We start from the raw sequence: 19,265 nt of genomic DNA, 5'->3' as shown, positions 1-19,265 counted from the left end.
GCTCACGAAGCCTGACAGTGGGCGTGGACACCCAGAGACAATCGATGACCGAAGACAATCCGCCAATATCCGCCAATTCAGCGCCTGGTTTTCCTGATCCACTTCGCATGAGCCTCAGTGATGCGGACGATCGGCTGCTCGTTGATCATTGGATGCCTCCTCAATGGGGTATTGCGCCCCGCATCCGCATTGGCCGGCACTGGGTGAACACCTTATGGGCTCTGCCTATCAGCGCAGCAGCCCTCCTCTGTCTGATTGCTTTGGCGCAAAGCTTACGCGAACTTCCGAGCGTAGGCGCTTTCATCCAGCGTCACCCCGGTATTGCGCAGTCGGCGCCGGCGGTCGGATCGGGCTTTCCTTGGTGGTTAGAGGTCCAGCATTTTCTCAACATGTTCTTCATGCTGTTCATCATGCGGGCTGGCCTGCAAATTTTGGCTGACCACCCGAGGCTCTACTGGGGAAGAGACTGCACACCAGGGACCGATTGGTTCCGTTTCCAGGTCCCGGTACCGAAGGGGCGGATTTGGACCGCTAAGGACGACTCGGTCACTTTGCCGACTTGGCTCGGCATCCCTGGGCTTCGCCATACCCTTGGGCTGTCACGGTGGTGGCATTTCTCCGTCAATCTGCTCTGGGTGATCAACGGCGTCGTCTTCTATGCGCTATTGTTTTCTACTGATCAGTGGCGAAGGTTGGTGCCCCTCACGTGGGACGTATTCCCGGCTGCGCTCTCGACCGCTATCCAATATGCCTCGTTGAACTTTCCGGTCGACGAGGGTTGGACGCGCTATAACGGCTTGCAGCAACTCAGCTACTTCATCACTGTGTTTATCGCCGCGCCAGTCTCGATCGCTACCGGCTTGATGCAGAGCCCGGCGATTTCCAACAAGCTGAGTTGGTTCGGCAGGTTGTTCAATCGACAGGCGATGAGGTCGGTCCACTTCATCTCGTTCGCCTGGTTTGTGGGCTTTATCCTGGCGCATGGCGCCATGGTCTTCGTCACCGGCCTTCGGCAAAACACCAATCATATGTTCGCCGGTGTCGACAACGCCTCATGGGTGGGATTTCCGCCGTTTCTTTTGGCGATGGCTATCCTCATCGTGGCATGGCTGATCGCCTCGCCGCTTACCATCCGCTACGCCCGCCAAGTGCAGCATGTCGGAGCCTTCATGGTCGGCCGGATGATGGGATTGGCCGAGAGGTGGGATCCTCGCTCGCAGCTCACCGAGAAAGACATCTCACCCTACTTCTGGCCAAATGGCACGATGCCGAACTCCGAAGCGTTCGACGACCTCGTGGCGGACAAATTTGCCAGCTACCGGCTGCGCATCGACGGCCTGGTCGAGCGGCCGCAAGAATTCTCGCTTGCCGCGCTCAAAGCCATGCCGAAGCAGGAGCAAATCACAACCCATTTCTGTATCCAGGGCTGGTCCGGCGTGGCCAAATGGGGCGGCGTACCAATGCGCGATATTCTAAGTCTGGTAAAGCCGATGCCCAAGGCCCGCTATGCGGTATTCTACTCTTTGGCCGACGGCGCCGATGGCGGCCGCTACTACGATGTGCACAAAATCGAGAACATGTCTCACGAGTTGACAATCCTCGCCTACGAGATGAACGGCGCGCCGGTCAGCGTTCTGCACGGAGCGCCATTGCGGTTACGTTGCGAGAACGAATTGGGCTTCAAGATGGTGAAGTGGATTGCAGCGATTGAGTTTGTTCACGACTTCGCTGACTTGGGCGCTGGCCAGGGAGGCTATAACGAGGATCATGAATTTTATGGCTACCGAATGCCGATATGAAACAAATATTGATTGGCACCGGTATCGTCACGAAGACCGATATTGTAGCCAAAATTCGTCGATTCTCGGGTCTGGCTGTGATGTCTGAATGATCATGAGTGTTTTTTAAAAGGACTAGCCATGTCGCGCCAAAGCTCCGATCCAGACGACTTTACCCAGCGTCAGCGCGCTCTATCAAGGTGGGACAACGAAGGGGGAGCTGCGCCAAAAGCTTCGATACTTACCGGAGAACAGATCTCCATTCCAGAAATGACCAATGCAGAGTTGGTGGCATTGCATGTGCGGGTCATTGCATTGGAAAACTTACTGATCTCTTTGCTCGCCACAGCATCGGACGAACAACTCAATCTGGCGCGCGAAATGGCGGGTTTCATCTCTCCGCGCCCAGGCTTTACACACCATCCGCTTACTGTGCGCGCTGCAGCCCATATGGTAGATCTTGTTGAACGTTCGGCGCACTTTCGCAACTAATTTGCGAATTGAAATCGTCCTTGGTGGTCAAAACCAAAACCGGCGGAGCGACTCGCCACTGCCTCTATCGCCGTCTCTAGACGGTCGCCAACTTCGATATCTGGTGCAATCTCTGCGGTCCGCCCATGGCCCGAATTAGATGAGGCTGTGTGAGACACGAGAGACACAACGATGGGACCGCGAGATGGCTAAAAGGTTCAAAATCGGCGATCATGTACGCTGGAATTCCGAGGCGGGCCGCGTGTCGGGGACGATTATCGCTATTCACACCACGGACTTCGACTACAAAGGTCATGTGCATCACGCTTCGGAACGCGATCCCCAATACGAGATCAAAAGCGACACGACCGATCATATCGCGGCCCATAAGGGCGGTGCACTCGACTACGCGTGATGAAGCTTCCGTTCTTCACCATCGGCCATTCCAACCGAAGCCTTGAGGACTTCGTTGAGCTGTTGCGCGGACCTCATGTCGGTCGGATCGTGGACATCAGAAAGGTTCCGAGATCGAGATCCAATCCGCAGTTCAACAAGGATACGTTACCCGAAGCCCTGGCGGCCTTCGACATCTCGTACGAACATGTGACGGCGCTCGGCGGCCTTCGCGGAAAAGCTAAAAGCTTGTCCCCTAGCGTCAATGGTTTTTGGACGAATGAGAGCTTTCATAACTACGCCGACTACGCGCTCTCAGCAGGGTTCCATGCGGGCCTTGCGCATTTGCTCGAAGAGGGAAGCAACCGACGCTGCACGATCATGTGTTCGGAAGCGGTATGGTGGCGATGCCATCGCCGCATTGTCGCCGACTATCTTATCGCCAGTGGAGAAGCCGTTTTCCACATTATGGGACGGAGGCGCCTGGAGCCTGCTCGCCTTACTCCGGGAGCTGTCGTTCAGCCCGATAGGACGGTCATCTACCCCGCTTCGAATCGATCGGAGGCGTGAATAGCAGTTAAATCCGCTTATCATGTTATGATCGTTACGATGGCGACCATCCATGACTTCCTGCCACCGAACCCAGAATTGTCGCGACACTGAGGACCAGTAGGACCCCGTGCACTCGATGCAAACAAGCTAAGGCGGCTTCCGGTTGAGCCGCCGCCCATCGACGAAAGTGGCGCTGGAGAATGAAGGGCTCGGCAACGAACAGTAAAAAAGCGAACAGAAGCCACACGCAGACCATTGCGTGCATCCACCAGAACGTGAGGGAATGAAATCGATCCCAAAGATCGAGACGCCATATCATATAGAGGCCGCTAAGACCGACAACGAGAACGGCGAACCGCGCCTGCCAAACGAAGCGGCGCTCGATTAACTCAAACGCGTGGAGCGGATCGCCGCCGAGATCGCCTCGCCGGATGGCCGGTAACATGACCGTCGTCGCCATCGACACTCCGCCGATCCAGATGACGACGGCCAGCACATGCAGGGCTCGTGCGACGGCAATATCAATGCTCATGGGCATTCTCCTCCGTCATAACCCGCACTGTCGCAACGTAGACACGCCCGATAAAGCGAGTATCCGTCATATTGAATTCCTGGTGCACGTTTATGATGATCGCAAGCCTGTTCGTGCTGGGTGGAAATTTTTGGGACAAGCTGCGCGCCGTATTCGTCGCGGACGCGCGTGCTGTATTTCCGAGTGACACTGCTCCGAGCGCGACGTCTCCTGTCAGATAACGTGGGAAGGCTTCGTCAGGTGTTCTCCGAAGGTTGTTGACGCCGTTCGCTGCAAAATGTCTGCCAACGAGCTTTGCGATCTGCGGGCAGTAGATGACGCCCTTTCTATCACGCGAAGGGCGAACGGATGTCCGCTTCTGGCCCATAGCTGCAAACCAGCAACGTCCGCTTACCGATGAGCAGCTGACGCGCCACGAACCGACATGACTGGTATTCGCGATCGAGCGTTGGATGTCCGCTATCTCGGCAAAGACGGCAGTCGCTGATGGCAGCTTTGCCGAGAAAGCGGACATCGGCCGCATAACGAAACCATTAGCTCAGTCGTCAGCTGACCATGTCCGAAATTCTCCTATAAGCGGATGAAGCGACTTCTTCCGCTTAGGGTCACCAGCTAACCTGGGCAAAGCCGAAATTGATGTCCGTTGATCCCTTGAAAAGGGACATTAAGCTCCTCCCTGCAGATCCGGAGACCTTGGCGCCTCATGACCAAGAAATTCGGAGACTGCCCATGTCAACAGAGCCGCGACGAAGACGGCGCCAAGAACGTCTGCACTGATCGGAACCAAACCCAGCAGCGTCATCAGCGGGGGAAGAAGGACAGTCAGAATTTGGAGCGCGACACCTAAGCCTATCGCCATATGCAGCCCGATATTGGGCATTGGGATTAAGGAGATCCGCCGGCTGGGATAAGCGAACACCAGCTGGAGCACGGACTCGTAGAGGAACAAGGCCGTCCGCGCCTCATCGAGCGAGAAGCCGAGCTGTGGAATGGCGCCAAAAAGCACAATGCCCCCAGCCGCCTTTGAGGTGCCGCTAATAGCAATAAATCGCCGAGAAACTTGATCGAGAAGTTTCGAGCTCGGCGGCCGGGGCTGCCTGCTCATGACGCCGGGATTACGATCGAACGCCAAGGCAAGCGCTGGTGGTCCGTCGGCTACGACATTGATCCAAAGCAGCTGCACAGCCGTCAGTGGCAACAGGAATGTTCCGCCATCCGGATCTTTGAGGCCGAGCAGGAATGCCATTGCGAGACCTGCCGTCATGAGCACGATGAGGGCCAAGTCGGTGGAGAAAAAGAAGCGAATGAACTTCTGAATATTCTCGTAGATGCTCCGGCCTTCCTCGATGGCCGCGACGATCGTGGCGAAGTTGTCATCTTGCAGCACGACATCGGCAACCTCGCGAGTGACGTCGCTGCCGCGCAGACCCATCGCAATACCGACGTCAGCGCGTTTCAGCGCCGGAGCATCATTGACACCATCCCCGGTGACGGCGACGATCTCGCCATTCTCCTTGAGCGCCTCGACGAGTCGGAGCTTGTGCTCAGGCGTGACGCGCGCGAAGACGTTGACGTTACGAACGACGCCGCGCACTTGCTGTTGCGAGAGTGTCTCGAGCTCACGACCTGTAACGACGCGCTCTGTTGCGATGCCAATCGCCTCGCCGACGGCTTTGGCAGTGGCGGGATGGTCCCCGGTGATCATCATGACGCGGATGCCGGCAGCGCCGGCCAGCCTCAAGGCCTCGGGAACCTCTGGGCGCGGCGGATCCCACAGCATCACCAAGCCGAGGAAGGTCACATTCTCCTCTTGCTCATCCTGTCGCCACGCAAGGGCCAACACACGATAGCCCTCGCTCCCCCGCTGCAGCGCCTTGGCTTCCCACTCCTGTTTCTCGGCGCCAGACAGGGAACTGCGCTCGATCAGTACCTCGGGTGCCCCCTTAAGATAGCTGACGAGGCCGCCACCCTCCTTGAATGTCACGCGCATGAACTTGGCAACGCTGTCGAACGGCCGACTGGAAAGTCTCGGCCTGCCATCCGCCACCGCAGCCGGATTTGTGCCATGGCTAGCTGCATAACGGAGTAACGCGACCTCGAGAGGATCGCCGGCTCCTGTCGCCAACTCGGCGTCATTCGCAAGCACCATGGCATGCAGGGCGCGTTCGGGATCGGGTGCATCTAAGGCGCGCACATGCATGCGGTTCTCGGTGAGTGTTCCAGTCTTGTCAGTCGCAATTACCGTGACGGAGCCGAGCGCCTCGACAGCGCTGAGGCGCCTGACGATAGCTTTGCGCTTTGCAAGCCGCTCGACTCCCTTCGCCAACGTCAGCGTGAGAACAGCCGGCAATCCCTCTGGTACCGCCGCCACGGCCAGGGCAACTGAGAACAAAACAACACGTCCAAGGTGACCAAGTCCCTCGACCAACAATCCGCCAACAGTCAATGCGAGGCCGACAGCGAGGATGGCGATCGCAACTTGATTGCCGAACTGGCGAAGCCGCCGCTCCAGCGGCGTCTCACCGGCTTCGATTCCGCCGAGCATGGTGGCAAGCCGTCCCATGGTGCTTTGCGGGCCGGTGCGCGTGATCTCCATGTATCCTTGGCTCCGCACAATGAGCGTACCGCTGAAGAGTTCGCATTGGAGATCCTTATCGATGGGCAGCGATTCGCCAGTCAGGATCGACTCGTCCGCCATCACCCCATGGCCCCTAGCCAACAGGCCGTCAGCCGGCACCCGGTCTCCGGCCTCGATGCGAACAATATCCCCCGGAACGAGTTCGCCAATTGGAACCTGGGCGAGAGAACATTCACGCATTGCCCATACCAATGGCATACCCAATGTTTTGAGGCGGGCCAGCGCCTCCTCGGCCTTACCTTCCTGATAGGCGCCAAATCCCGCGTTGAGAACCAGGATAAGGGCGATGGCGATGGCCTCGTAGGGGGCTGTCTTGGCTCCCTCGTGCATCCATAGCGCCAGATCGAGGATAAGCGCGAACAGCAAGATATAAATGAGGGCGCTCTTGAATTGCCGGATGAGCCGCTGCCATAGGCCCACTCGAGCACCTTCGGGCAATGCATTTGGCCCGTACTCCGTCAGACGGTGCGCCGCCTCTTCATGCGATAAGCCAAGCAATTGCGGCCCGAGACGGTTGGTTGTCATATCGACTCCATCATATCAGCTATAGGCAGTCGCTACCTATTTCGAGTCTTCGCCGTCGCCGGGGCCGAGCACATACGTGCCGGGTGCATCGCAGAGGGCCGTGTCTCCCTTTGCTGACGATCGTTGAAGATATTCAGCGTGCATCAGGTAAGGCATGCGTGTCGCATCGGCGTTCCGGGCCATAAGATCGAACATCGGCGGTCGCTGACCCATTAAATAATTCTGCACCATGGCGGACCATATGAGGTCATTGGACCGAAGTAACTGGAACGCCCCTGCCATCTGCCTAGTATCGAGGGTACGCGGGTCCGAATTGAAGCGTCTTGGAGATGGATTTATGAAAATGAAGATTGTCTTGTCGGCTTTTTTCTTGCTCGCAGCTAGCCCAGCATTCGCTGCTGGCTATTCCGGAACTTGCACCATGGCTGCGAAAGACAAGTGGATGACCGAGGCGGCTGCTAAGGCCAAGGTCACAGAGGCCGGTTACACCGTCACGAGCATTAAAACAACTCGCGCGGGCAATTGTTACGAGGCTTATGTGACGGATAAGAGCGGGAAGAAAATGGAGCTCTTTCTCGATCCAACAACCGCAAAGATCGTTCACTCGCAGTGATGAAGAGCAGCCCCACAGAAAGCACCGACGAGATTGAGTCTGGGGAAGCCGCTGGATTAAGGTCGGTCAAGGTTTGGGACCTCTTCGTGCGGGTCTTTCACTGGTTGCTCGTCATCACATTTGCGACAGCCTGGTATACGGGCGGAATCTGGGACCAACCCCATTTAGCTGCTGGCTATCTCGTTCTCGCACTTGTCCTTGCACGCATCGTCTGGGGCTTTGTGGGTTCTCGCTATGCCCTCTTTTCCGCCTTCGTTTACCGACCGCGCGTCATCGTGCGCTATATGGCGGAGATGTTGCGCATGCGAACCCCGCGTTATCTCGGCCATAACCCAGCTGGCGGTGCCATGGTCATCGCGTTACTTGCCATCCTGCTTGTCCTATGCATCACCGGAATCATGATGACCACCGATGCCTTCTGGGGTGTGGAGTGGGTTGATAATCTGCATGCGACCGCGAGCAACATAGCTTTGGTTTTGGTAGCGCTCCACGTCGGCGGCGTCGTGTTCGCCAGCGTAGAACATGGCGAAAATCTCGTACGCGCAATGATTACGGGTATTAAGCGATCCCGATGAAGAGGCCCTCCGTAAGCGGTTGGCTAATGGAAAATCATGAAAACGTCTGGCTGTGAGAGGTGGCCAATAGGCGTGGGGGTTGGTGATGTAACGGCCATGGTCGATCTCGCACGACGGACGATGACCAATATCCGCCAGAACATCGCTATTGCCCTCGGGCTGAAGCTCGTCTTCCTCGTCACAACGTTGCTCGGTGTGACTGGTCTCTGACCTGCCATCCTGGCCGATACTGGCGCTACGGTCCTCGTGACGCTAAACGCGTTGCGGCTGCTCAGCACCGAAAAAAGGATCGACGCGTAAATGGATGAGAAGTCGACCACGACAGCGTCACTGCGTGAAGGGCTCAGGATGGTCCCTGTCGGCGTTTGGGTCCTCGGCTTCGTGTCGATGCTCATGGATATCTCGTCGGAGATGATCCATGCGCTGTTGCCGATCTACATGGTCACGGTGCTTGGTACATCGGCGCTCGCCGTCGGCATCATCGAGGGCATAGCCGAGGCCACGGCCGCCATCACAAAAATCTTCTCAGGTGCCTTGTCCGACTGGCTCGGTCGGCGCAAAGGGCTGGCGGCTCTCGGCTATGGACTGGCTGCCATCACCAAGCCGATCTTCCCGCTGGCGCCGACGTTGTCCTGGCTAATCGCTGCGCGCTTCATCGACCGCGTGGGCAAGGGCATACGCGGCGCGCCCCGTGATGCGCTCGTCGCCGACCTCGCACCAGCTGAAGCGCGGGGTGCAAGTTTCGGTCTGCGTCAGTCGCTCGATACGATTGGCGCTTTCATCGGTCCGCTTCTGGCTATCCTCCTGATGATGGCGACAGCCAACAATTTCAAGCTGGTCTTCTGGTTCGCTATACTTCCGGCGTTCCTTTCGTTTGCCTTGATCCTTTTCGCGGTTCATGAACCGACAAAGCCGGCTAGCTCCCGGATCGTCCGATCACCGCTCAGCAAAGCCGAGCTTCGCCGTCTTGGCAGCGATTATTGGTCAGTCGTTGTGATCGCGGCCTTTTTCACGCTGGCCCGTTTCAGTGAGGCCTTCCTCGTCTTACGTGCCCAGTCCGTTGGCCTGCCGATCGCGCTGGTGCCGGCGGTCCTGGTGCTCATGAACATCGTCTATGCGCTTGCCGCACTTCCTGCCGGCGTCATGTCCGATCGGCTAAACAGAAGCGCAATCCTTATCGTTGGCTTGGCCGTCTTGATTGCCGCCGATCTTCTGCTGGCGCTGTCAGCGGGCATCGTCGGAGCAGCGATAGGCGTCGCACTTTGGGGGCTGCATATGGGACTCACGCAAGGCCTGCTGGCCGCGCTCGTCGCCGATACCGCACCGGCTGAGTTGCGCGGTACGGCTTACGGCATGTTCAACCTTGTCTCAGGGATCGCGCTCCTGGCGGCCAGCATCATTGCCGGCGAATTGTGGGATCTGAGCGGTCCACGCGGCACGTTCCTTGCGGGCGCGGCCTTCACGACGCTGTCGGTCTTTGGGCTCATCTGGTTCGAGCGGCGACGTAGTGATAAGCGCAAGCAGAAGCCAACACACTAAGTGCCGGCACACGAAGCCCGCGGGGTGACGCGAAACGAACCCGCATCATCAACCAGAAAGCCTCGAGGCCAATAACATCTGGGAGCATGCTCCTTTAGCCAACACCTCGCTGGATGACTGTCGGCAGCGTTCCAATGCCGACCGGCGCGCACCGGTAGTGATGGGTCATGATCACGCGTTGGCAGCCCCGCTAGCTTGGCCGGTCTCCTTCAAATAGCCGACGTCATCGGCGACGGCTGCCGTTTCTCAAATTGTGGTTCGGCCGACTTCTGCTCTTGGCCACTTGCAGCTATGTCTCCGCTGCCGAGTTAGCGGACGTTGGCTCAGTGCCGGAGCAGGTGATTTAATTGTCCTCAGTATAGGTCTGCAGTTCATTGGCAAGACCTCAGGGCTTTTTCCACTAAGGGGTATAAGCGGTGCTTCCAATTTTGCTCGGCCTTCAGGCTATCAACGAGAGCGGACTCCACGGTGACTGAGTCCGGCCAGGACTTCTTGAGGTGAAGCAAAGGCCCAATTGCCGAGCTGGACACCGCATGGAGTGTAGGAGCCAGCTCACTCCGCATCAGTCCTCTCTGTCATTCCTGTGACTGGATAATTTCGCCGTTGAATTGCTGGCGAAATTTCTCCGCCTCAGAGCGGTCGGCAAATATGTAGACGGCGTATTCAATTCCATCACGCTTTACGGTGTAGCAGATGTCGCAAATATTGAGACCCTCGCAGAACTTCATCAACGCCAGGAAATCTGTGCCCTGATACAGTCTGGCCGGAACGGCCACATGGTATGGCCAGTTCCTCATTGGGAATTTTTCAGTCACTGCACCAAATTCTCGGGTTTCAGAAAAAGGTTGGCTTGAATCTAGCCCTTGTTCTTGTCCCTATCGGAAAATGGCGGCCAATTGACCGGAAGCGAATCCCGGCGGTGACAATAGGAGCGTGTAAAAACGTAGTGACAGTGTCGGTAGTCTCGCTTATCGGCGAGCTGTAACGGTGTTTCGTTGTGCGTGCCATCAGCCTCAGTTCCCATGATCGGTGGCGCGCTGTATTTCAAAGCAAAGGCCATATTGCTCGCCCCGATAGCGGTGATCGCGATAAAGATCATTCGAATGATGCCCTGCATCGTCGTGCCCCTCAAATTTCAGGAATGGATATTGGGATCGCGGATCACTGAACGAGCCCGCGGTTCTTGAGTCCCGTCGCTTCGGTTAGCCCGGCCGTCCTTTTGGGCCGACATCAGGCGGTGGAGGAGTGCCCCATGGTCGGTGGGGAACTGGAGCGCCCACATCACAATTGCCCATGCGCCGGCCACGAAAAAAAGCGGCACGAGAAACGTCCAAATGGCATCCCCCGGAAAAGTCGAATTCATTGCTTCGCCTCTCTGAGTGGTGCGGTCAACGGAGACGGGTGGCTAGGCGGGAGAGCTCGGGCTTCCTGCAGTCGACCAAAACGTTCGACGGCTTCGACCCAATACGTCAGGTGTGCGATTGGGGCCTGTTCCACGATCTCGCCCAAAATGAAATCGACTTCAGCGCGCGTGAGAACGGCTGTTATGAGGGTTCTCTTCACGCGTCCGCGTACGCGTTCGCTCGTCGTTGCGTTGGCGAACCCAAATCCGTGACCCTCGGCCTCCCAGGTCGTAAAGCCGGGAACCGGCGGTTCGAGTGCGAGCATCATTTCGATGATACGGTCGGCGCCGGCGGGCGGGCAGACGAGAGTGAGGCGGCAAAGGGGTTTTTCCATTGGAGAGATCCGGATGGTGACTGAGGCAATCGATCGGCAACGTCGCCAAAGCGACGAAACAGGATCGGCAGCAGAATGAGGGTGAGTGCTGTCGACGTCGCGAGACCGCCAATGACGACGATGGCGAGGGGCTTTTGGATTTCTGAACCTGGGCCGCTTGCAAACAGCAACGGCACCAGCCCGAACGCGGCGATACTGGCAGTCATCAAAACTGGGCGCAGCCGTCTTTGCGCGCCGTCGAAGACAGCTTCGCCTAGGCTCATTCCTCCTGCCAGCAGTTCATTGAAATGGCTGACGAGAACCAACCCGTTCAGTACAGCGATGCCAAGAAGGGCGATAAAACCAACCGATGCTGGAACAGAAAGATAAGCACCCGACAGCCACAGTGAGAGGAAGCCACCGACGAGCGCAAATGGTACGTTTGCAAGAATGAGAAGCGACTGACGGATCGAGCGGAGAGTCGCGAACAGAACCGCGAATATCAAGCCGATTGCAACGGGCACTACGATCGTGAGACGCGTCGCGGCTCGTCGCTGATTCTCGAACTGACCGCCCCAGACGAGACTGTAGTCTGGCGCCAATTGGACGTTGGCCGCTACTGCCCGCTGGGCTTCCTCAACGAAGCCGACCAGGTCGCGCCCCGTCACATAGGCTTGGACGACAGCGAAGCGCGAAGCATTCTCGCGATCTATTTTGACTGGGCCAGCAACGCGCTCGAGAGATGCGATGTCGCCGATGCGAACCAAGCCGCCATCGCCCGCCGCGAGCTGCGCCGAGGAGAAGAGTTCGGGGGACTCTCGAACGTTTTGGGTGCCGCGGATCGTGATGTCGGTACGCCGACCAGGTTCGATGACAAGTCCAGCTGACGTTCCTTCGAGTGTCGACCGCAGTTCGTCTTGAAGCTTCGTAGCAGAAAGTCCAGTTCGACCCGCTTTGAGGCGATCGATGTTGATCTGGAAATAATCAACCGTATCGTTCGCCACTGTCGATACCTCAGCCGCGCCCGGAACTTTGCTGAGCGTTTCCTGGATTTGACTCGCGAGAGCCGAAAGCGTCTTCAAATCCGGACCGAATATCTTGATGGCAAGGTCGCCACGCGCGCCGGTAAGCATCTCATTTGTGCGCATTTCGATGGGCTGGGTGAATGCAAACTCGTAGCCCGGAAGGTCGGCCATTGCCGCGCGCAGTTGTTCCAAAAGCCAAGCTTTGTCGGGTACCCGCCATTCACTTTTTGGCCTCAAAACCATGAACGTGTCGGTTTCATTGAGACCCATGGGGTCAAGACCGAGCTCGTCCGACCCTACGCGCGCTACGATGCGATCGATCTCGGGTACTCTCTCTTTGAGGGTACGTTGGATCTGGAGGTCGCCCTCAAGACTCGCATTGAGATTGATTGAGGGATGCTTGGTGATCTGCATGATGACCGAGCCCTCATCCATAGTCGGCATGAACGACTTGCCAATCGCGCCGTAGGCAGCGAATGCGAGCGCTATACCGGCTGCAGCGACAAGATAAACAGGTAGCGGATGCGCCAGGCACGCCCGTAACAAGGGGCGGTAAGCACGATTGAGAAGCCTCATTAGCAAGGGGTCTTGATGCGCGCCGGACTTGAGCAAAAGCGATGAGAGAACCGGTATCAAGGTAAGCGAAAGAATGAGCGATCCACTCAGCGCAAAGACGATTGTCAAGGCAACCGGGCCGAAGAGTTTTCCTTCCAGGCCCTGCAGTGACAGGAGCGGCAGGAATACAAGGCAAATGATCAAAATGCCGGAGGCGACGGGCGCGGAAACTTCGCTGGCCGCTCGATACACGACATGCAGTTTTGGGAGGTTTGACGCCCCCGGAGCGTGCTGCAGACGGTCAACCGTATTCTCGACGATGACAACTGCCGCATCGACGATGAGACCTATGGCAATCGCAAGTCCGCCTAGGCTCATCAAATTCGCAGACATGCCAAAGACCGTCATCATGACAAACGTCATCAGCGCAGCAAGCGGCAGAGCAACTGCAACGACAAGGGCCGCACGCAAATTTCCGAGGAACGCGAGGAGCAGGAGGACGACGAGAACCGTTGCCTCGATTAATGCTTTTCGTACCCCGCCTACCGCGCTCGCAATGAGATCAGACCGGTCATAGAAAACTTTAATCTCTACGCCCGCTGGCAGACTGCCTTTTAGATCCTCCAATCTTTGACGCACGGATTTGACGATCGCGCTGGCGTCAGCACCCCGCAAAGACAAGACTAGACCTTCGACGGCTTCTCCATGGCCATCCTCAGTGACGGCGCCGTATCGCGTGAGGCTGCCAATCGAAACCTGCGCGACGTCGCCAAGCCGTAGCACCCGGTCGCCATGCAATTTGAGAACGATTTGCTCGAGATCCTTGGGCGCGCTAACGGCACCCTGGGCACGAACGACGAGGGTCTTTTCGCCCTCACTTAATCTGCCCGCGCCATCGTTCCGGTTGTTGGCCTCGATCACCGCCGAGAGATCAGAGACATTTAGCCCGGCGGCTGCGAGTGCGGCGTTATTGGGCGTTACCTCGAACGTTCGCACCATACCGCCGAGAGCGTTCACGTCGGCCACTCCCGGTATGGTACGAAGGGCGGGCCGAATGGTCCAATCAAGGAGGCTCCTGCGCTGTTCGAGCGTCAGATCACCACCTTCGATCGTGAACATGAACACGTCGGAAAGCGGTGTTGAAACTGGTGCAAGACCTCCAACAACGTTCGCAGGCAGATCGCCGCGAACGCCGGCGAGACGTTCAGCGACCTGTTGGCGCGCCCAATAAATGTCGGTACCGTCTTCGAAATCGAGAGTGATGTCAGCGATCGCATACTTTGCCGCCGACCGCAGGATGGTTTGCCCAGGGATGCCGAGCAATTCCATCTCGATAGGTGTGATAACGCGCGTCTCGACCTCTTCCGGCGTCATGCCTGGCGCCTTGAGGATCATTTTGACCTGCACGGGCGAGATATTCGGAAAGGCATCGATGGGGATTGTGCGATAGGCATAGACGCCGCCGCCGATAACCAGGATAAATGAAAGCAGAACAAAAACGCGTTGGGTGAGCGAGAATTCGACTAAGCGTCGCAACATTCTCTATTCTCCCTGCAGGAGACGTTCGAGCTGCGGAATCCCGCTTGCCGCGACCTGCGCTTTGCTGCCGATGGGGCCGTGGATTGTAGCAAGATTTGGAGATCTTCCGCGCAACGCGACGGGTACGAGATCGAAACCCGAATCGCTCCGCACGAACACCGCAGATTTATTTTCAACGGTGACAATTGCCGAGGACGGTACCAGCAGTCCGCCGGTCTCCATTGAGTGGAGAATATTGACGTTGATCATCTGGCCTGGAAGCAATCCGGAATCGGTGGGAATTGTTGCGAACATCACTGCCGACCGCGTCATACGATCGAGTGAGCCACCAATCGACACCACGCGGCCCTGAGAACCATTCTCTACTTGAAGAATGTCACCGAGTTTTATGAGAGAGACGATGTTCGCCGGGACTTGGACCTCAATCCATAACTCGTCGCTCGTATCAATGGTGACCGCAGCGGCCATCGCATCAATTTTGTCACCCGGCACGACGCGGGCTTCGACGATGCGGCCATCGGCCGGAGCCGGGACTGAATATTGTCCGTCTTGACGCGCGACTATTCCATTCAAGGCGGTTGCACGCTTGTGCTGATCGAGCACAGCGCGGATTTTTGCAGCCTGCGCTTCGGCTTCATCCGCGAGCGTCGGATTTTGAAAATTTTTATCTGCGAGTTCGCGTCGGCGGCGGGCAACTGCCTCCGCGGTTTGAAGTTCAGCCTCGGACTGAGCGAGCTGGCTTTGGGCTTCGAGCAGTTCACGGCTCGAAATCGTGATCAAGGGGGCGCCCTTGGATATCCGTTGGCCGGGCAATACATGCACCTGAACAACAGTCCCCGCGAATGGTGCCGCCGCAACTACGCGGGTATTTAGAGGCGGCACAACTGTGCCGGGAAGCGTGGCAATGGTCTCCGTCGTCACCTGCTTCACCGATTCAAGACGGATGTTGAGTTGCCGTACTTGCTCTGATGTAACCGCTACGTCCTTTGCGCCCGCCTTTGACGGTCCGAGCGCGAGAAACATCAGGAGAATGAAATATCGAGGACCACGCATCGCAAGTTCCCAGTCAACCCTTCTGACAGGTCGTTTGCGGTGCCAAGCTGAAAGGAGGCTGAACTGAACCTGCAGCTTTCCTGAAATGTGCTTTTCAGCTCGTTTTCAGCATCTTCGTGCTAGGTTTAGAGAAAATGCGTTGGAGGCGGCAATTAGAGTTCTTTTGCTTGAAGATGATAACGAGATCGCCGAACGGCTGGCGAGCGGCCTTGCTCCCGCCGGCTTCACAATTGAGCGCGCAGACAATGGCGCTGACGGCTACGCTATGGGTATGGACGATATATACGCGGCCGCGATTCTTGATCTCGGTCTCCCCGAAATGCAGGGGTTGGATGTTCTCAAGCGGTGGCGAGCGGCAGATTGCAAGATGCCAGTTTTGATTTTGACGGCGCGAGGAACCTGGGCCGAAAAGGTTGACGGCCTCAATGCAGGTGCGGACGATTACATTACGAAGCCATTCCACATACCGGAAGTCGCCGCGAGGCTCAAAGCGCTGATACGCCGCTCATTGGGAATAGCAAGCCCCGTTTTGACACATGGCGACATCTCGCTGGATACGGCTTCGAACCGCGTTCTACGCGACGGCGAACCGGTCGAACTGACCGCGCGCGAGCTAAAGATGCTCAATTATTTTATGCATCGTATCGGTCGTGTCGTATCCCAAGCAGAACTTACAGAGCATTTGTACGCGCTCGATGAGACACGAGAGTCAAATACGATCGAGGTCTATGTGAGCAGACTAAGGCGCAAGCTCGGCGCGGCCGTCATCACGACGGTACGCGGGCTCGGCTATCGAATGGACTAGGGCAAATGAGCAGTCTGAAAGGTCGCCTGATTTTTGCAGCCACGATTTGGATTGCAGCGGGAATGGTCTTGGCTGGTTTCGTGCTATCTGAGGTCTTCAAGCAGCACGCCACAAAACAATTGTACGAGGAGGTTTACGAGCACCTCGATGAACTTCTTCGTCTAACGGACTTCAAGACAGGGAATAGTCCTCATCTGCCCCAACATTTGAGCGATCCGCGGTACGCCCTGTCGTTGTCCGGTTACTACTGGGAGATACAAGAAGGCGATCGTGTCCTCGCCGCATCTCGGTCTCTCGACGGTAAGATACTTCCAACACCGCCGAATACATCGACGGACACCGCTATCCGTACCTATGAGATAGTTGGGCCGACGGGGACCGTGCTCGCGGCTGAGAGGGCGGTTTCAATATCACCAAACAATTCGTTGATACGGTTTATTGTTGGTACGGACCACCGTCACCTCGCAAAAATGAACTCAAGCTTTGACAATACGCTGATGTGGTCTTTGATCGCGTTTGGTCTATCGTTGATCCTCGGGGCCACGTTGTTGATTTTGTACGCGCTCAAGCCTTTCGGCGAATTGCGTATATCCCTCGGAAATGTACGAGCTGGTACAGAGAAAAACCTTCATGGGAATTTTCCTTCTGAGGTTTTGCCATTGGTTGAAGAACTCAACGCCGTTCTGAAATCGACTTCGGAACTTATACAAAGGGCCCGGACGCAAGCCGGGAATCTGGCGCATGGCCTAAAAACACCTCTTGCGATATTGACAGACGAGGCTCATCGCATCGAACGAAAAGGTCTGCCACAGTCTGCGGCAACAATCCTTTCGCAGTGTCGCAGAATGCAAACACAGATCGACTACCAAACAACTCGTGCTCGCGCAGTTGCGATGCGATCGATGCCAGGCACGGTCGCGAACGTTCGCAGGGCTTCGGAGGATGTTGCTAGGGCATTGCGGCGTCTTCACGAAGGAAGCGGCGTGACGATATGCGTTGACGTTCCAGAGATCACGTCAGTTGCGTGCGACCCTCAAGATCTCAACGAGATGCTGGCCAATATTGTTGATAACGCCTGCAAATATGCAAAAGCAGCGGTACGTATCGAGGCGGCTGGCAGGACCTCAGACAAGCTCGTCCACATCCGAATTGACGACGATGGGCGAGGGTTGCCTCCGGAGGCGTTCGAGGTCGTGTTCGGCGTTGGCGAGCAATGGGATTCACGAGCGGACGGATCTGGGCTTGGCCTCGCGATCGTCCGCGATCTGGCGCAGCTGTACGGCGGAAATGTCGGACTCCAGAAATCGCCTTTGGGCGGTCTTTCCGTCATCCTGTCGCTTCCCGTGGCCCTCAACGGGGTGAACAACGCTGCGCCAACGCTGAGGGAAGGTCAGTCGTGCTCGAGAGATCGGCGCAATGAGCCCCAGATGCACTCACCGGCTGAAACATCCGGTGGCCCAGATCCTCTGTCTTTTACAGGCGAGGTCCACAGAAGCTCAGAAGCGTTGCGGCGGCTTTGGCGCAAAACGAGGCGTATTGCGTTGGCGTCGGTACGGTGATTTGTGCCGACTAGCGATGAGCTTTACCAATCTGCGCTTGGCATAGAACCGGCAACCTTCGGGCGGTCCAGCTGCTGCGCGGTCATTCGAAGTTCGAGAGCACCGTGCGCTATCTCGGCATCGAGGTCGATGACGCGATTGAAATCGCCCAGAAGATCGACATTTTTAGCCGTTGGCAGAGTAGGGACAGAACTCAGCGAAGCGGTTTCTGAAGCGTTTTCGAATGCCCCGCCGAGGTAGATGACGGCTGGCACTCCAAAAGCGGTCCTAGTCACGTTTGGCTAAGTCACCCGCACTGCATCGATGGCCGATGTCCGCTTGTGGGATTGAGTGTCGATCGATCTTCAGCCGTTCGCATTCTGTCCGCCGTCAGCCTGTTGGCGCTCAGGGCCAAGACGGGAAATACGACGAGGTCCAAGAGCACCAAGCCGTGTGCTCTCCCAATTACGCTTCCTTGATTTCCGATGGTCGCTTGCGGACAAGGCCGGCTGCCAAGATTCCGATCAACATCGTTGCTACAAACACGAGTGTACCTGTCGCGGCGAGCCCCAGTGACGTAATCGCAGGACCCGGGCAGAAGCCGAAGAGTCCCCAGCCAAGTCCGAAGATCGCAGACCCGATGACGAGCGGTCGATCGATTTTGCTCTGGACAGGCAAATGAAAGCTCGGGTCAACAAGAGGCTTTGGCTGCCGAAGCACGAAATGATAGCCCGTGGCTGTTACGGCGATCGCGCCGAGCATCACGAAAGCCAAACTGGGATCCCAGCTTCCCGCGACGTCCAGAAAATTCAGCACTTTTGCAGGATTGGCCATTCCGGAAATGACAAGTCCGATGCCGAAAATCAGCCCTGCAGCAAGGTCGATGACGAGGCTCATGGGCCACCTCCGATGATGTGGCGGACGACGAACACGGTGAGTACCGCCACGGCCATGAATATGATTGTCGCCGCGAGGGAGCGCTTCGAGAAACGTGAAAGTCCGCAGACGCCGTGACCGCTCGTGCAACCTCCACCCAGAACAGCACCGAATCCGACAAGCAGCCCGGCAATCGCCGCGAGCGGAATATTTGCCGATACCGATTGTGTGACGGCATGGCCGGTCACGGCTGTCCAGACGAAGGGGGCGGAGATCAGTCCGATGATGAAGGCCAAGGCCTGCGCGGGCTTGCTGTCGGCTGCCGGCGCGATCAGCCTTTTCACGATGCCGCTGATGCCTGCGATGCGCCCGTTGGAATAGAGGAGGAGAACAGCAGACACGCCGATCAGCGCGCCGCCTACACTCGACGCCAGAGGCGTGAATTCAGTCTCTATAGCCAACTTCGAAGCCCTTCGCGCTCGTTCCGACAATCAGCAAGGCGATCCTACCAGGGACGCAGCGACTACTCCAAGCCAACGCTT

Annotated in this window: 21 protein-coding genes and 1 pseudogene; 10 read left to right on the top strand and 12 right to left on the bottom strand. The window is 57.2% G+C overall.

Translation table 11 applies throughout. The features are described 5' to 3' along the window. Window positions 1-17: 17 nt before the first annotated feature. The 4 genes from G359_RS13820 to G359_RS13805 all read left to right on the top strand — a co-directional run bounded on the left by G359_RS13820 (window position 18) and on the right by G359_RS13805 (window position 3,212). Window positions 18-1,799 carry a molybdopterin-dependent oxidoreductase gene (locus G359_RS13820; RefSeq protein WP_245280037.1) on the top strand — a complete coding sequence of 594 codons (1,782 nt, stop codon included), beginning with the start codon at window positions 18-20 and terminating at the stop codon, window positions 1,797-1,799. A gap of 120 nt (window positions 1,800-1,919) precedes the next feature. Further along, window positions 1,920-2,270: a hypothetical protein gene (locus G359_RS13815; RefSeq protein WP_045836603.1), complete on the top strand. Its 351-nt coding sequence runs from the start codon at window positions 1,920-1,922 to the stop codon at window positions 2,268-2,270. Window positions 2,271-2,454: 184 nt separating this feature from the next. Next, window positions 2,455-2,664: a hypervirulence associated TUDOR domain-containing protein gene (locus G359_RS13810; RefSeq protein ID WP_045836602.1), complete on the top strand. Its 210-nt coding sequence runs from the start codon at window positions 2,455-2,457 to the stop codon at window positions 2,662-2,664. Then, window positions 2,664-3,212 carry a DUF488 domain-containing protein gene (locus G359_RS13805; RefSeq protein ID WP_045836601.1) on the top strand — a complete coding sequence of 183 codons (549 nt, stop codon included), beginning with the start codon at window positions 2,664-2,666 and terminating at the stop codon, window positions 3,210-3,212. Before G359_RS13810 ends, G359_RS13805 begins: the two co-directional genes overlap by 1 nt. Before the next feature lie 34 nt (window positions 3,213-3,246). On the opposite strand, the gene G359_RS13800 is transcribed toward G359_RS13805, so the two are convergent. The 4 genes from G359_RS13800 to G359_RS21140 form a co-directional block, all read right to left on the bottom strand. Further along, entirely contained in the window at window positions 3,247-3,726 is a 480-nt protein-coding gene (locus tag G359_RS13800) for a membrane protein (protein WP_045836600.1), read from the bottom strand. Then, window positions 3,716-4,240 carry a hypothetical protein gene (locus tag G359_RS13795; protein WP_156150779.1) on the bottom strand — a complete coding sequence of 175 codons (525 nt, stop codon included), beginning with the start codon at window positions 4,238-4,240 and terminating at the stop codon, window positions 3,716-3,718. The genes G359_RS13800 and G359_RS13795 overlap by 11 nt, the downstream gene beginning before the upstream one ends. A 150-nt stretch (window positions 4,241-4,390) precedes the next feature. Then, entirely contained in the window at window positions 4,391-6,889 is a 2,499-nt protein-coding gene (locus G359_RS13790) for a cation-translocating P-type ATPase (protein WP_197077583.1), read from the bottom strand. Window positions 6,890-6,925: 36 nt separating this feature from the next. Beyond that, entirely contained in the window at window positions 6,926-7,102 is a 177-nt protein-coding gene (locus tag G359_RS21140; protein ID WP_371199070.1) for a hypothetical protein, read from the bottom strand. Window positions 7,103-7,226: 124 nt separating this feature from the next. Between G359_RS21140 and G359_RS13785 the strand changes: the two genes are divergently transcribed. The 4 genes and pseudogenes from G359_RS13785 to G359_RS13775 all read left to right on the top strand — a co-directional run bounded on the left by G359_RS13785 (window position 7,227) and on the right by G359_RS13775 (window position 9,616). Next, window positions 7,227-7,502, top strand: coding sequence for a PepSY domain-containing protein (locus tag G359_RS13785; protein WP_045836598.1), 276 nt, complete (start codon window positions 7,227-7,229; stop codon window positions 7,500-7,502). Continuing rightward, window positions 7,502-8,077 (top strand): cytochrome b/b6 domain-containing protein, encoded by a 576-nt coding sequence (locus G359_RS13780; RefSeq protein ID WP_045836597.1) that lies wholly within the window; start codon window positions 7,502-7,504, stop codon window positions 8,075-8,077. Before G359_RS13785 ends, G359_RS13780 begins: the two co-directional genes overlap by 1 nt. A 78-nt stretch (window positions 8,078-8,155) precedes the next feature. Continuing rightward, a pseudogene (locus tag G359_RS20090) lies at window positions 8,156-8,377 on the top strand (heavy metal translocating P-type ATPase); the annotation flags it as partial. Then, entirely contained in the window at window positions 8,378-9,616 is a 1,239-nt protein-coding gene (locus G359_RS13775) for an MFS transporter (RefSeq protein WP_045836596.1), read from the top strand. 575 nt (window positions 9,617-10,191) lie between these two features. Here the strand turns inward: G359_RS13775 and G359_RS13770 are convergent. The 5 genes from G359_RS13770 to G359_RS13755 all read right to left on the bottom strand — a co-directional run bounded on the left by G359_RS13770 (window position 10,192) and on the right by G359_RS13755 (window position 15,504). Next, complete coding sequence (locus G359_RS13770; RefSeq protein WP_045836595.1) at window positions 10,192-10,413, bottom strand: hypothetical protein; 222 nt, start codon at window positions 10,411-10,413, stop codon at window positions 10,192-10,194. A 59-nt stretch (window positions 10,414-10,472) separates the two neighbouring features. Continuing rightward, window positions 10,473-10,733 (bottom strand): hypothetical protein, encoded by a 261-nt coding sequence (locus G359_RS20560; RefSeq protein WP_156150778.1) that lies wholly within the window; start codon window positions 10,731-10,733, stop codon window positions 10,473-10,475. Between the two features lie 242 nt (window positions 10,734-10,975). Next, on the bottom strand, window positions 10,976-11,353 hold the full coding sequence (locus G359_RS13765; protein ID WP_082072938.1) for a DUF3240 family protein: 378 nt from the start codon (window positions 11,351-11,353) through the stop codon (window positions 10,976-10,978). After that, window positions 11,284-14,451: an efflux RND transporter permease subunit gene (locus G359_RS13760; protein WP_045836594.1), complete on the bottom strand. Its 3,168-nt coding sequence runs from the start codon at window positions 14,449-14,451 to the stop codon at window positions 11,284-11,286. Before G359_RS13760 ends, G359_RS13765 begins: the two co-directional genes overlap by 70 nt. A gap of 3 nt (window positions 14,452-14,454) precedes the next feature. Then, the gene (locus G359_RS13755; RefSeq protein WP_082072937.1) at window positions 14,455-15,504 is read right to left on the bottom strand and encodes an efflux RND transporter periplasmic adaptor subunit; all 1,050 of its coding nucleotides are present in this window, start codon (window positions 15,502-15,504) and stop codon (window positions 14,455-14,457) included. 151 nt (window positions 15,505-15,655) lie between these two features. Here G359_RS13755 and G359_RS13750 point away from each other — a divergent pair, with 151 nt between their 5' ends. Together G359_RS13750 and G359_RS13745 are read left to right on the top strand one after the other, a co-directional pair. Beyond that, the gene (locus G359_RS13750) at window positions 15,656-16,309 is read left to right on the top strand and encodes a response regulator transcription factor (protein ID WP_045838013.1); all 654 of its coding nucleotides are present in this window, start codon (window positions 15,656-15,658) and stop codon (window positions 16,307-16,309) included. Between the two features lie 5 nt (window positions 16,310-16,314). Next, window positions 16,315-17,868, top strand: a complete 1,554-nt coding sequence (locus tag G359_RS13745; RefSeq protein WP_082072936.1) for an ATP-binding protein — start codon at window positions 16,315-16,317, stop codon at window positions 17,866-17,868. A 23-nt stretch (window positions 17,869-17,891) separates the two neighbouring features. Here the strand turns inward: G359_RS13745 and G359_RS20555 are convergent, their stop codons facing one another. The 3 genes from G359_RS20555 to G359_RS13730 form a co-directional block, all read right to left on the bottom strand. Next, on the bottom strand, window positions 17,892-18,122 hold the full coding sequence (locus tag G359_RS20555) for a hypothetical protein (protein WP_045836592.1): 231 nt from the start codon (window positions 18,120-18,122) through the stop codon (window positions 17,892-17,894). A gap of 190 nt (window positions 18,123-18,312) precedes the next feature. Continuing rightward, window positions 18,313-18,744, bottom strand: a complete 432-nt coding sequence (locus G359_RS13735) for a YeeE/YedE family protein (RefSeq protein ID WP_045836591.1) — start codon at window positions 18,742-18,744, stop codon at window positions 18,313-18,315. After that, the gene (locus G359_RS13730) at window positions 18,741-19,184 is read right to left on the bottom strand and encodes a YeeE/YedE family protein (protein WP_045836590.1); all 444 of its coding nucleotides are present in this window, start codon (window positions 19,182-19,184) and stop codon (window positions 18,741-18,743) included. Before G359_RS13730 ends, G359_RS13735 begins: the two co-directional genes overlap by 4 nt. Window positions 19,185-19,265 lie beyond the last annotated feature (81 nt).

Origin of the sequence: Hyphomicrobium sp. 99 (assembly GCF_000384335.2) — a bacterium.
GTDB lineage: Bacteria > Pseudomonadota > Alphaproteobacteria > Rhizobiales > Hyphomicrobiaceae > Hyphomicrobium_B.
Note: the sequence above shows the minus strand (reverse complement) of the source record. Positions and strands in the feature narration are given on the sequence as shown.